This is a genomic window from Paraburkholderia terricola, from assembly GCF_003330825.1.
GTDB lineage: Bacteria > Pseudomonadota > Gammaproteobacteria > Burkholderiales > Burkholderiaceae > Paraburkholderia > Paraburkholderia terricola.
In genome coordinates this window covers 2,225,104-2,237,790 of sequence record NZ_CP024942.1, presented here as the reverse complement: position 1 = coordinate 2,237,790, position 12,687 = coordinate 2,225,104, and the positions used below count along the sequence as shown (strand labels likewise).

Sequence of the window (12,687 nt, the reverse complement as noted above, 5' to 3'; positions counted from 1 at the left end):
CATCGGCCCTTCCGATCAAGGAGCATTGCAATGCCTGCCGACAGACCCGTCCAGCCGATCCGCCTTCACACCACGCCGCGCTCCGGGCACGGGCACCGCGTCAAACTGTTCCTCGCACTGCTCGATCTGCCTTTCGAAACGATCGAACTGAACATGCGCGCGGGCGACAACCGCCGTCCTGAGTATCTGCAACTGAACCCGTTCGGCCAGGTGCCGACGATCGAGGACGGCGACACCGTGTTGTTCGATTCGAACGCCATTCTCGTGTACCTGGCGAGACGCTATGGCGACCCGTCATGGCTGCCCGATGACGCCCTCGGCGCCGCGGCGGTGCAACGATGGCTCTCGCTGGCAGCCGGACAGATCGCGTATGGACCGTGCGCGGCCCGGCTCGTCACGGTATTCGGCGCGCCGCTCGATCTGGAAACCGCGCAGAAGATCGCCGTCAAGCTGTTCGACGTGCTCGACGCGGAACTGGCCGGCAAACGCTTCGCGGCGGGAGACAACGTGACCATCGCGGACATCGCCGCCTACACCTACATCGCGCATGCGCCTGAAGGCGGCATATCGCTCGAACCGTATCCGAACCTACGCGGCTGGCTTTCCCGTATCGAAGCGCTGCCGCGCTTCATCGCGATGCCGGCGACGAAAGCCGGCCTACTCGCCGGCTGAGCGAAAAAACCGCAGGCGTGACCACCACCGGAGTCCAATATGTCCGACGTTTCTTCCCATGCACAGCCAGGGCTGGATCTCGTCGATCCGCCTTTCCATTCCGGCGAACTGGCGGTGCAACGCCGCGCCGGCGTCGCAACGGAGGCGCAAGCGCTCGGCCGTCGCGGCATCCGCCGCTACATGCCGGACCAGCACCGGCAGTTCTTTTCGGAGCAACCCTTCATGGTGTTCGGCGGTCTCGACGCCGACGGCCAGCCCTGGGCGACGGTGCGCGCGGCGGCGCCGGGCTTCGTGTCGTCGCCCGATGCGCGCACGCTGAGGATCGAGGGCGGGGTGCTATCCGGCGATCCGCTCGCCGGGCGCTGGCAAGCCGGCACGATGATCGGCGGCCTCGCTCTGCAGCCGCAGACGCGGCGGCGTAACCGCGTCAACGGCATCGTGACCTCGGTGACGGGCGATACGGTCATGCTCGAAGTCATGCAGAGCTTCGGCAATTGCGCAAAGTACATTCAGAGCCGCGCGCCGACCTTCGTCGCGCGCGGCGCAGCGGGCGCGGCGACCTCCATCGAGATTGCGACGCAACTGAGCGACGCGGACCGCGCGCTGCTGGCTAACGCGGACACCTTTTTTATCGCCAGCGCGAACGTGGCCGAAGAAGCGGGCCCGGCGCGCGGCGTCGACGTTTCGCATCGCGGCGGCATGCCGGGCTTCGTGCGCGTCGACGACGCCGTCACGCTCACCACGCCCGACTTCAGCGGCAATCGCTTCTTCAATACGCTGGGCAATCTGAGTCACGACCCGCGCGCCGGCTTGCTGTTCATCGACTTCGCGAGCGGCGATTTGCTGTACATCGCGGCGCTCGCGGAGATCGTCTGGGACGGTTCGGAACTGGCCGATTTTCCGCTCGCGCAACGCCTCGTCCGCTTTCGCATTACCGAGGTGCGGCGCAGTCGCGAGGCGTTGCCGTTTCGCTGGTCGGAGGTCGCGTATGCGCCGCAGTTCCGATCGTCTACTCCCTCCCTGTGATGAGCTTGCGCAAACTCGCAACGGCCGAAGCGGGTTGAGGCAGCGCTCCTCCACGGGGCACGGTCGAATATCGGGGAGAAGACAAAAGCGATTACCAAGCTTGCGGAATAAAAACACCTGCCGGTTTCTATTCGTCGCTGTGAGGGACTTAACCATTTCACCGTGAATGCCGGTTTTCCAACATACCGAAAAACTGACGGCTTGTTATCCTGACCATCCAGGCGTGCAGGGGGAGAACGCTATGTCGGTCTATGTCGATGAAGGATTCAGGCCTTGTGTCACCGAACGCGCAACCGTCGCATTCCGGGTGTGCCGCGACGATCGCGCGCAAGTCTTCGAGATCAGCGCGGAGGCACTGATGGCTTTTTGCGGGGCGGCGAGCAGTCGAAGGAAAGACCTGCTCGTCGCATTCGAACACGCGCAAGGGGAAATCCTGACGGTCGCGGCGCGCAAATGGACGTTCAAGCCAACGGAGCCGGTGCGGCTCGGCCTCGACGAATTCCGAATGATTAGACATTAGCCGTGTCAGAATCGCGCCCATGACCTGGATCGCCGCCCTGCCGATGTACGACGTCACGCCCGCTCTCGCCACCGAATGGCGCGCATGGCTCGCCGACGTGCTGCGCATGGTCAAGCCGGCGTGCCGCATCGTCGAGCCGGACGAGGAGTTGCACGGCTTCTGGCGGCGTCCCAACCTGCTGATCTCGCAGACCTGCGGCTATCCGCTGATGCACGGCTTGCATGAGCAGGTGCAATTGATCGCGACACCGCGTTTCGACGCACCCGGCTGCGAGGGCGCGCATTATTCGAGCGTGCTGGTGACGCGAGCGGACGCCCAATTCGACACGCTCGCGAATTGCCGCGGTGCGCGCGCCGCCTACAATCAGGACGATTCTAATAGCGGCATGAACGTGTTTCGCCACGCGGTGGCGCCGCTTGCGCGCGACGGCGCGTTTTTCAGCGCGGTGATACGCACCGGTTCGCACCTCGGTTCGTTGCGGGCGGTGGCGGAGAATCGCGCGGACGTCGCCGCGATCGACTGCGTGGCGTTCGCTTTCGTCTGCGATGAAATGCCGGAGCTTGCCCGGCAGGTTCGCCGGATCGGCATGACGGCGGCAGCGCCGGGTTTGCCGCTGATCGCAGCGGATACCGTGCCGCAAGCCACCATCGAAGCATTGCGCGAGGCGCTGAACGAAGCGCTCACCACGCAGCCCGAGCGCGCGAAACGTCTGCGTTTGCAGGGCTTTTCCGCGCTACCGCTCACGGATTACGAACGGATCGAGCAACTGGAAAACGAAGCGCGCGCCGCCGGCTATACGCGCCTCGCCTGATCCGCTCCACGAAGTCATTGCATGTCGAGAACCAGAAGCTGCGCGCCGTCGGTTACCTGGTCGCCGACCGCATACAACACTTCCGACACCGTACCCGCCGCCGGCGCGCCGATCGTGTGCTCCATTTTCATCGCTTCCATCACGATCAGCGGCGTGCCCTTCTCCACCACCGTGCCCGGTTCCACCAGCACCGCGATCACCTTGCCCGGCATCGGCGCGGTCAAACGGCCTTCGTGGCCTTCGGCGTCCGCGGCATGCGCGAGCAGATTCTGCCACTCGAATGCCAGGGCTTCGCCGAGGCAGAACACATGGAACGTATCGCCGTCGATGAACACGCGGCCCGTCACGCGCGCATCGCCGAGGGTCGCGCGGAACTCGTGCCGGCCCGCACCGCTCGACCATGTGAAGTCTTCGCGCACGCCGTCGTGTTCGAGCGTTTGCGTGCCGCCGTTGCGCGCGAAAGTGACGGTGAATGCGCTTTCGTTATCGACATCGCGCCAGCCGAGCGTTTGCGTATAGCCGCCGTTCAGGCGCCAATGCGATAACGCGTCCCACGGCGACGCGCCGTGCGCGGTGCCGCCCTCGCGTGTGAGCAAGGCGGCGCAGGCGAGCGCGAGCGCCTCCTTGAACGGCTTCCGCACCGGCGCGAACAACGCATCGTGATGACGCTCGATCAAACCCGTGTCGAGGTCGCCGGTTGCAAACGGCTCGCTCGTGACGATGCGTTGCAGGAACTCGACGTTGGTATGCGGACCGACCACCTCGCATGCACGCAGCGCGCGATTCAGACGCGCGAGCGCGTCCTCGCGCGTGGCGCCGTGGACGATCAGCTTGGCGATCATCGGATCGTAGAACGGCGTGATGGTGTCGCCTTCGCGCACGCCGCTGTCGATGCGCACCGGCGCCTTGCGGTCTTCTACGCCCAGCGTGAATTCCACGGCCTCGGGCATGCGCAGATGCTTGAGCGTACCCGTCGACGGCAAGAAGCCGCGCGCCGGATGCTCGGCGTAGATGCGCGCCTCGATTGCATGACCGTCGATTGTCAACTGCCGCTGCGTGAGCGGCAGCGCTTCGCCGGCGGCAACGCGCAGTTGCCATTCCACGAGATCTTGCCCCGTCACCATCTCCGTGACCGGATGCTCGACCTGTAGGCGCGTGTTCATTTCCATGAAGTAGAAATCGCCCGTGCCGGTCATGATGAACTCGACCGTGCCCGCACCGACGTAATTCACCGCGCGCGCCGCGGCCACCGCCGCCTCGCCCATTGCGCGCCTCGTTTCAGCGGGCAAGCCGGGCGCGGGCGCTTCTTCCAGCACCTTCTGGTGACGCCGCTGCACCGAACAGTCGCGGTCGAACAGATACACCGCGCCGCCGTGACGATCGGCGAACACTTGCACTTCCACGTGACGCGGCCGCGTCAGATACTTTTCGATCAGCACTCGATCGTTGCCGAAGCTGCTCGCCGCCTCGCGCTTGCACGAGGCCAGCGCGGCGGCGAACTCCTCGCTGCGCTCGACCACGCGCATGCCCTTGCCGCCACCGCCCGCGCTCGCCTTCAGCAGCACCGGATAACCGATCGTATCCGCCTCGCGATGCAGCAACTGCGCGTCCTGATCGTCGCCGTGATAACCGGGCACGAGCGGCACCGCGGCTGCGTGCATCAGCGCCTTCGCCGCCGCCTTCGAACCCATCGCGGCGATGGCCTCGACCGGCGGGCCGATGAAGACGATGCCGGCTTTTTCGCATGCGTAGGCGAAGTCTTCGTTCTCGGAGAGGAAACCGTAGCCCGGATGCACCGCTTGCGCACCGGTTGCGCGCGCGGCCTCGATGATGCGCTCGATGCGCAGATAGCTCTCCGCCGCCGTCGCGCCGCCGATGTGCACCGCCTCGTCGCACGCGGCCACGTGTTTGGCGTCGGCGTCGGCATCGGAATACACGGCCACGCTCGCGATGCCGAGCCGCTTGCAGGTCGCGGCGACGCGGCACGCAATCTCGCCGCGGTTGGCAATCAGGATCTTGTTGAACATGAAGTGTCTCGATGAAGTGTCGGGTTCGGGGCTGTTGTCGTGATGAACGCCTGCGCCTGGGTGCGTAGCCCGCGGTTGCGCATTCAGTCACGCCACGCGGGCGAGCGTTTTTCGAGGAACGACGCGACACCTTCGCGGCCCTCCGCGCCGGCGCGAATGCGGGCGATGCGCGTCGCCGTGTCTTCGATCATCGCCTCGTTCAGCTCGTGCCCGGCAATGTCCTGCACGAGCTGCTTGCAGGCTCGCACCGCTTGCGGGCCGTTCGCGCAGAGCGTTGCCGCGATGTGCTGGACGGTTGCGTCGAGTTGCTCCGCGCTCACCGCTTCGCTGACGAGACCCAGACGCCACGCCGTCGCGCAATCGAACTGCTCGGCCGTCGTGAAGTAGCGGCGCGACGCCTGCTCGCCCAACGCGCGGATCACATAAGGCGCGATGGTCGCCGGAATCAGACCCAGCCGCGCCTCGGACAAGCAAAAGCGCGCACTGTCCACCGCCACGACGATATCGCACGCCGCGATCAGCCCCATGCCGCCCGCGTACGCGTCGCCGTTCACCCGCGCGATCACCGGCTTGTTGCAGCGATAGATGGACGACAGCATGTGCGCGAGCCGCATAGCATCGGCGCGGTTCTCGTCGTCCGAGTAGCCGGCCATCTTCTTCATCCAGTTCAGGTCCGCGCCCGCGCAGAACGCCTTGCCGTTCGCGGCGAGCACGACCGCGCGCACGTCGTCGCGATCGTTCAGCGCGGTGAAGGCCGAGCTCAGGTCGGCGATCATCGTTTCGTTGAACGCGTTGCGCACGTCCGGGCGATTCAGCGTGACCGTGGCGACCCGGCCGTCGATCCCGAGGTTCAGCGTTTCGTATTGCATCGTTGCCGCTCCCGCGCGTGCCGCGCTGTCACATTCTGAACACGCCGAAGCGCGTGTCTTCGATCGGCGCGTTCATCGCGGCCGACAAGCCGAGACCGAGCACGTCGCGCGTTTGCGCCGGATCGATCACGCCGTCGTCCCACAGGCGCGCGCTCGCGTAGTACGGATGACCTTGATGTTCGTATTGCTCGCGGATCGGCTGCTTGAACGCTTCTTCCTCTTCGGCGCTCCACGCGCCGCCCTTGCCTTCGATCCCGTCGCGCTTGACCGTGGCCAGCACCGATGCCGCCTGCTCGCCGCCCATCACCGAAATGCGCGCGTTCGGCCACATCCATAGAAAGCGCGGCGAATAGGCACGGCCGCACATGCCGTAATTGCCCGCACCGAACGAGCCGCCGATGATCACGGTGAACTTCGGCACCTTCGCGGTTGCCACCGCCGTCACCATCTTCGCGCCGTTGCGCGCGATGCCTTCGTTTTCGTATTTGCGGCCCACCATGAAGCCGGTGATGTTCTGCAGGAACACCAGCGGAATCTTGCGCTGGCAGCACAGTTCGATGAAGTGCGTGCCCTTGAGCGCCGACTCCGAAAACAGAATGCCGTTGTTCGCGACGATGCCGACCGGATGCCCCCAGATATGCGCGAAGCCCGTGACGAGCGTGGCGCCGTAACGCGCCTTGAATTCGTCGAACGCGGAATCGTCGACGATGCGCGCGATCACCTCGCGGATATCGAAGGGCTTGCGCGTATCCACCGGAATCACGCCGTACATGCCCTTCACGTCGTAGCGCGGCGGCTTCGGCTCCTGCAACGCGAGCGGCACCTGCTTCGAGCGATTCAGATTGCCGACGATGCTGCGCGCGATCGCCAGCGCATGCGCGTCGTTTTGCGCGAGGTGATCCACCACGCCGGAAAGGCGCGTATGCACGTCGCCGCCGCCCAGGTCTTCCGCGCTCACCACTTCGCCGGTTGCCGCTTTCACGAGCGGCGGGCCGCCGAGAAAAATCGTCCCCTGATTCTTGACGATGATCGACTCGTCGCTCATGGCCGGCACGTAGGCGCCGCCCGCCGTGCACGAGCCCATCACGACGGCGATCTGCGGAATGTCCGCCGCCGACAGATTCGCCTGGTTGTAGAAGATGCGGCCGAAGTGATCGCGATCGGGGAACACCTCGTCCTGATTCGGCAGGTTCGCGCCGCCCGAGTCGACGAGATACACGCACGGCAAGCGGTTTTCCGCGGCGATTTCCTGCGCGCGCACATGCTTTTTCACGGTGACCGGATAGTACGTGCCGCCCTTGACCGTCGCGTCGTTGCAAACGATCACGCACTCCTGCCCCGCGATCCGGCCGATGCCGGTGATGACGCCCGCGCCCGGTGCGTCGTCGTTATACATGCCATAGGCCGCGAGTTGCGAGAACTCCAGAAACGGCGTGCCCGGATCGAGCAGTTTTTCGATGCGCTCGCGCGGCAGCAATTTGCCGCGGCCCGTGTGTTTGTCGCGCGCGGCTTGCCCGCCGCCCAGCGCGAGCGCCTCGATCTTCGCGCGAAGGTCGGCGACCAGCGCTTCGAGCGCCGCCGCGTTGGCGCGAAAGTCGTCCGAGCGCGGATTCAGCTTTGATTCGATGATCGGCATTGCGTGGCTTCTCCCCATGCGAGGTGGTTGCTGTCGCCGCTTTTTTCAGGCGCGCGCTCAATGAGCGGCGCGGTACTTTGGATCAAGCCGTTTCGGCGAACAGTTCGCGGCCGATCAGCATGCGGCGGATTTCGCTCGTGCCCGCGCCGATTTCATAGAGCTTCGCATCGCGCCACAAACGGCCGACTGGATATTCGTTGATGTAGCCGTTGCCGCCGAGAATCTGGATCGCTTCGCCGGCCATCCACGTGGCTTTTTCCGCGGTGTAGAGAATGACGCCGGCGCAGTCTTTGCGCACCTGGCGAACGTGCTCCTTGCCGAGCGTGTCGAGTTGCCGGCCCACTGCGTACAGATACGCGCGGCACGCTTGCAGCGTGGTGTACATATCGGCGACCTTGCCTTGAATCAGCTGGAATTCGCCGATCGGCTGACCGAACTGCTTGCGGTCATGGATATACGGCACGACCGCGTCCATGACCGCGACCATGATGCCAGTGGGGCCGCCCGCGAGTACCGCGCGCTCGTAATCGAGGCCGCTCATCAGCACCTTCGCGCCGCCGTTCAACTGACCGAGGATGTTTTCCTCCGGCACCTCGACGTTCTCGAACACCAGTTCGCCGGTATGCGAGCCGCGCATGCCGAGCTTGTCGAGCTTTTGCGCCACCGAGAAACCCTTCATGCCTTTCTCGACGATAAACGCGGTAATGCCGCGCGAATTCGCTTCGAGATCCGTCTTGGCATAGACGACCAGCGTGTCGCAATCGGGGCCGTTGGTGATCCACATCTTCGTGCCGTTGAGCACGTAGTGATCGCCCTTTTTGTCCGCGCGCAGTTTCATGCTGACCACATCGGAGCCCGCGTTCGGCTCGCTCATCGCGAGTGCGCCGATGTGTTCGCCGGAAACCAGCTTGGGCAGATACTTTTGTTTTTGTGCTTCCGTGCCGTTGCGATGAATCTGGTTGACGCACAGATTCGAATGCGCGCCGTAAGAGAGACCGACCGATGCCGACGCGCGCGAGATTTCTTCCATCGCGATCATGTGCGCGGTGTAGCCCATGTTCGCGCCGCCGTATTCCTCGGCGACCGTCATGCCGAGCACGCCCAGATCGCCGAACTTGCGCCACAGGTCCATGGGGAATTGATCGGTGCGATCGATTTCCGCCGCGCGTGGGGCGATTTCCTTGGCAGCGAATCCCGCGATGCTGTCGCGCAGCATTTCGATTTCCTCGCCGAGCGGGAATTGCAAACCGGGCAGGTTGCTCATTGCGTTGTCTCCAGAGTTCGTTGGCGGCCGGCCTGCCACGGTGGGCGCCGGCGGGTACGAGTGCGGCCCGGCGGAGGGCGATGGCCTTGTGGCCCGCCGTCTCGCCACGCACGAGGCGCGAAACGTTCAAGGCGCATTTCACGCCAGATTTACGTAAGCGTCAATAGGTATTTTTGAGTGTCACTCAGAAAGTGATTTTGGCGGTTTTCGCTCGCATTCGACGTGATAGGATCGCGGTTATCGGGGCTTGCCGCCTCATCAATTTGAACTTGACTCATATGACGGTTGCCCTGAAGGCCGAGTTATCCGCCTCGCGCCGCCAGCCGGCCGGGCGCAAGTCACAGCAGCGCGTGAAGGAGATTCTTCAGGCGGGCCGCGACGTGTTCGCCGAGAAAGGCTACGAGCGCGCGACGACGGCGGAGATCGCGCAGCGCCTCGGCATCTCCGAGGCGACGGTGTTCAGCTATTTCCGCGGCAAGCGCGAGCTATGCGCGCGCGTGATCGGCGATTGGTACGACGAGATCATCGGGGCGATCGAGTCGGGCTTGCCGCGCGACGGCACTGTGCGGCAACAGTTTGCTTTCATCGTGCGCACGCATTTGCGCTTGATGCTGGTGAACGGCACCGACCTGTGCGCGCTGGTGCTGTCGGAAGGACGCGCGCGGCATCACGAACTGAGCGAGGCGCTGACGGACCTGCAACGCCGCTATACCGCGCCGTTGATGCGCGTGCTGGCGCAAGGCCAGGAGAGCGGGCAGATTCGCACGGATATGCCGTTGCGGCTATTGCGTTCGATGGTGTTCGGGCCGATGGAACACGTGCTGTGGGATGCCACGCTGGCGAAACGCCGTATCGATATCGACGCGACCGCGGATCAGTTGATCGATGTTTTGTGGGCCGCGCTTACGCCGCCGGACCTGGCGGTTAGTGCGTTGCAGCGGTTCAGGGTGGAGGTGGCCGAGGCTAATCGGCGGTTTGAGGAGGCGGCGGGAAAACAACCCGGCTAAGTTCAGTTAGGCTGTAGCCGGGCTAGCGTTTTACGGGCAGACGCTTGACCCCACGTCGTCGATTCCATTCCCCGTACGCGCGAACCTTCGCCAAGCGCCGCGCTGGCAAAAAACCACCCCACTCCGCAATGCGCTAACCTACCCCTCCAACGCGAACTCACCACCGAGGCACCCCCAATGCCATCCTCCAAAAGCAACCGAATCCGAATCGGCATCGGCGGCTGGACCTACGCGCCGTGGCGAGGCGCCTTCTACCCGTCCGACCTCACGCAAAGCCGTGAACTCGAATACGCGAGCCAACATCTCACATCGATAGAAATCAACGGCACGTTCTACGGTTTGCAAAAACCATCGAGCTACGAGAAGTGGTATCAGGAAACCCCCGACGATTTCGTCTTCTCGCTGAAAGCCCCGCGCTATGCAACCAACCGGAAAGTTCTCGCGGACGCCAACGAAACGATCGAGCGCTTCTTCGCAAGCGGCGTGCTGCTGCTCAAACAGAAGCTCGGGCCGATCAACTGGCAATTCGCGCCGACCAAGAAATTCGACAAGGAAGATTTCGAAGCCTTCCTGAAACTGCTGCCGGCCAGTATCGAAGGCCAGAAGCTGAGGCACGCAGTCGAAGTCCGCAACGACACCTTCAAAACGCCGGAATTCATCGCGCTCGCGAGAAAATACAAGGTCGCGGTCGTGCTGGCCGGCGACAGCGATTACCCGCAAATCGCCGACATCACCGCGCCATTCGTGTACGCCCGCATCATGGGCACGACCGACAAACAGGCCAAAGGCTATTCCACCAAGGCGCTCGACGCGTGGGCCGAACGCGCCCGTCAATTCGCGGCGGGCACGACCCCGGACGACCTGGAAACGAGCGCCGCGCCGCCCGCGAAAACCGCGGCACGCGACGTCTATCTGTACGTGATCAGCGGCTTCAAGGAACGCAATCCGGCTGCGGCCATGGCGTTGATCGAACGTCTGTGAGGCCCGGGTAACCCTGGTCCCGGAGCGCGGATGTCATAATCGCAGCAGCTGAAAACGCAGCGCCATTCCAACAGTCAGGCCGCGAGGCCACTTCATCACCCAGGTTCCGGGAGAACACTTTGAGCGCCATCGACAATCCTTTGCACGATCAGGAAGTCGGCTCGGCCGACGCCACCCAGGACACCACGCGCATCGACGACGTTCGGATCGGCGCGGTGCGTCCGCTGATTTCCCCCGCGCTGCTGCAAGACGAGTTGCCCGTGCCGCTTTCGGTGCAGACGCTCGTCGAGAAAACCCGCGCGGAAATCGCCGATATTCTCCACGGCCGTGACGACCGGCTCGTGATGATCGTCGGCCCGTGTTCGATTCACGACCACGACCAGGCGATCGAATACGCGCGCAAGCTGAAAGTCGCGGCCGACACCTACAGGAACGATCTGCTGATCGTGATGCGGGTCTACTTCGAAAAGCCGCGCACCACCGTGGGCTGGAAGGGCTATATCAACGATCCGCGCCTCGACGGCAGCTACCGCATCAACGAGGGTCTGCGCCTCGCGCGGCAACTGCTGCTCGACATCAACGGTCTGGGCTTGCCCACGGCCACGGAATTTCTCGATCTGCTGAGCCCGCAATACATCGCCGATCTGATCGCGTGGGGCGCGATCGGCGCGCGCACGACCGAGAGCCAGAGTCATCGGCAATTGGCATCGGGGCTGAGTTGCCCGATCGGTTTCAAGAACGGCACGGACGGCGGCGTGCAAATCGCGGCCGACGCCATCGTCGCCGCGCGCGCGAGCCACGCGTTCATGGGCATGACCAAGATGGGCATGGCCGCCATCTTCGAAACGCGCGGCAACGACGACGCGCACGTGATCCTGCGCGGCGGCAAGCAAGGGCCGAATTACGACAGCGCGTCGGTGGAGGCAAGCTGCGCGGCGCTCAGATCAGCGGGCTTGCGCGAGCAGGTCATGGTCGACTGTTCGCACGCGAACTCGGGCAAATCGCATTTGCGCCAACTGGACGTGGTGCAGGATCTGGCGCGGCAACTCTCGCAGCGCGAGCGCCGCATCATCGGCGTCATGCTGGAAAGTCATCTGGAAGAAGGCCGTCAGGACCTGAAGGCCGGTGTGCCGCTACGTTACGGCGTATCGATCACGGATGCCTGCGTGAGCTGGACGCAGACGGAACCGGTGCTCGACACCCTCGCCGAAGCAAGCCGCAAACGCCGCGCGGGCTGATCTCGCGCCGGCAAATTGCAACCGGGTTGACGACCCGGGTTCGCAACACAGCTTGCAAGCGAAACACACGCGCCGCGCCAGCCGCCGATCCGGCTACATCATCGGGGATGGGCAGCGCGTGATTCCTTACGCCCGAGACATCGTCCGCCGCGCGCTATCGCAGCGCGCGTGGATGCTCCGGCGCGAGGCGCGTTGCATTACGACGCGTTGACGGCTTCCTTGAATGCCTTGCCGGCGGTGAACTTCACCGTCTTGGCTGCGGCGATCTGGATTTCGGCGCCCGTCGACGGATTGCGGCCCACGCGTGCAGCGCGCGCGCCGGTCGAGAAAGAACCGAAACCGACCAGTTGCACCGTATCGCCGCCCACCACTGCTTTGGTTACCGCTTCGACGATCGCGTCGATGGTTTGGCCCGTGGCCGCTTTGCTTTCGCCCGTCGCTGCAGCGACTGCATCAATCAGTTCCTGTTTGTTCATAGCACTTCCCGTATGGTAATCATGGAACCGGCGCCACATCTGTCGCGCCGGGACCGACACACTAACGCATAGGCGCGCATTCGCGCAAACCTTGGTGTAAGCCTTGTATCACCCGCCCAGCGGGAATTTGACGATTTTTTCCCGCAAAGTGCCATAAGAA

Annotated in this window: 12 protein-coding genes; 7 read left to right on the top strand and 5 right to left on the bottom strand. The window is 64.1% G+C overall.

What is annotated here, in order from left to right; translation table 11 throughout:
- The first annotated feature begins 30 nt into the window (after positions 1–30).
- From CUJ90_RS28645 to CUJ90_RS28630, 4 genes are all read left to right on the top strand, one after another.
- On the top strand, positions 31–672 hold the full coding sequence (locus CUJ90_RS28645) for a glutathione S-transferase family protein (RefSeq protein WP_073429219.1): 642 nt from the start codon (positions 31–33) through the stop codon (positions 670–672).
- Positions 673–711: 39 nt separating this feature from the next.
- Complete coding sequence (locus tag CUJ90_RS28640; protein ID WP_114164383.1) at positions 712–1,698, top strand: pyridoxamine 5'-phosphate oxidase family protein; 987 nt, start codon at positions 712–714, stop codon at positions 1,696–1,698.
- A 241-nt stretch (positions 1,699–1,939) separates the two neighbouring features.
- Entirely contained in the window at positions 1,940–2,218 is a 279-nt protein-coding gene (locus tag CUJ90_RS28635; protein ID WP_073429221.1) for a DUF1488 family protein, read from the top strand.
- Positions 2,219–2,237: 19 nt separating this feature from the next.
- Positions 2,238–3,029: a phosphate/phosphite/phosphonate ABC transporter substrate-binding protein gene (locus CUJ90_RS28630; RefSeq protein WP_114164382.1), complete on the top strand. Its 792-nt coding sequence runs from the start codon at positions 2,238–2,240 to the stop codon at positions 3,027–3,029.
- Positions 3,030–3,043: 14 nt separating this feature from the next.
- Here CUJ90_RS28630 and CUJ90_RS28625 read toward each other — a convergent pair whose 3' ends face one another.
- From CUJ90_RS28625 to CUJ90_RS28610, 4 genes are all read right to left on the bottom strand, one after another.
- On the bottom strand, positions 3,044–5,056 hold the full coding sequence (locus tag CUJ90_RS28625) for an acetyl/propionyl/methylcrotonyl-CoA carboxylase subunit alpha (RefSeq protein WP_114164381.1): 2,013 nt from the start codon (positions 5,054–5,056) through the stop codon (positions 3,044–3,046).
- Between the two features lie 83 nt (positions 5,057–5,139).
- The gene (locus tag CUJ90_RS28620; RefSeq protein ID WP_114164380.1) at positions 5,140–5,925 is read right to left on the bottom strand and encodes an enoyl-CoA hydratase/isomerase family protein; all 786 of its coding nucleotides are present in this window, start codon (positions 5,923–5,925) and stop codon (positions 5,140–5,142) included.
- Between the two features lie 28 nt (positions 5,926–5,953).
- Positions 5,954–7,561, bottom strand: a complete 1,608-nt coding sequence (locus CUJ90_RS28615; RefSeq protein WP_114164379.1) for a carboxyl transferase domain-containing protein — start codon at positions 7,559–7,561, stop codon at positions 5,954–5,956.
- 82 nt (positions 7,562–7,643) lie between these two features.
- Positions 7,644–8,825 carry an isovaleryl-CoA dehydrogenase gene (locus CUJ90_RS28610; protein WP_073429226.1) on the bottom strand — a complete coding sequence of 394 codons (1,182 nt, stop codon included), beginning with the start codon at positions 8,823–8,825 and terminating at the stop codon, positions 7,644–7,646.
- A 278-nt stretch (positions 8,826–9,103) separates the two neighbouring features.
- On the opposite strand from CUJ90_RS28610, the gene CUJ90_RS28605 reads away from it, so the two are divergent.
- The 3 genes from CUJ90_RS28605 to CUJ90_RS28595 all read left to right on the top strand — a co-directional run bounded on the left by CUJ90_RS28605 (position 9,104) and on the right by CUJ90_RS28595 (position 12,051).
- Positions 9,104–9,832: a TetR/AcrR family transcriptional regulator gene (locus CUJ90_RS28605; protein ID WP_114164378.1), complete on the top strand. Its 729-nt coding sequence runs from the start codon at positions 9,104–9,106 to the stop codon at positions 9,830–9,832.
- A 177-nt stretch (positions 9,833–10,009) separates the two neighbouring features.
- Positions 10,010–10,813: a DUF72 domain-containing protein gene (locus CUJ90_RS28600; RefSeq protein ID WP_114164377.1), complete on the top strand. Its 804-nt coding sequence runs from the start codon at positions 10,010–10,012 to the stop codon at positions 10,811–10,813.
- Between the two features lie 119 nt (positions 10,814–10,932).
- The gene (locus tag CUJ90_RS28595) at positions 10,933–12,051 is read left to right on the top strand and encodes a 3-deoxy-7-phosphoheptulonate synthase (RefSeq protein ID WP_073429229.1); all 1,119 of its coding nucleotides are present in this window, start codon (positions 10,933–10,935) and stop codon (positions 12,049–12,051) included.
- Positions 12,052–12,248: 197 nt separating this feature from the next.
- Here the strand turns inward: CUJ90_RS28595 and CUJ90_RS28590 are convergent, their stop codons facing one another.
- Positions 12,249–12,527 (bottom strand): HU family DNA-binding protein, encoded by a 279-nt coding sequence (locus tag CUJ90_RS28590; protein WP_006049832.1) that lies wholly within the window; start codon positions 12,525–12,527, stop codon positions 12,249–12,251.
- Positions 12,528–12,687: the final 160 nt, after the last annotated feature.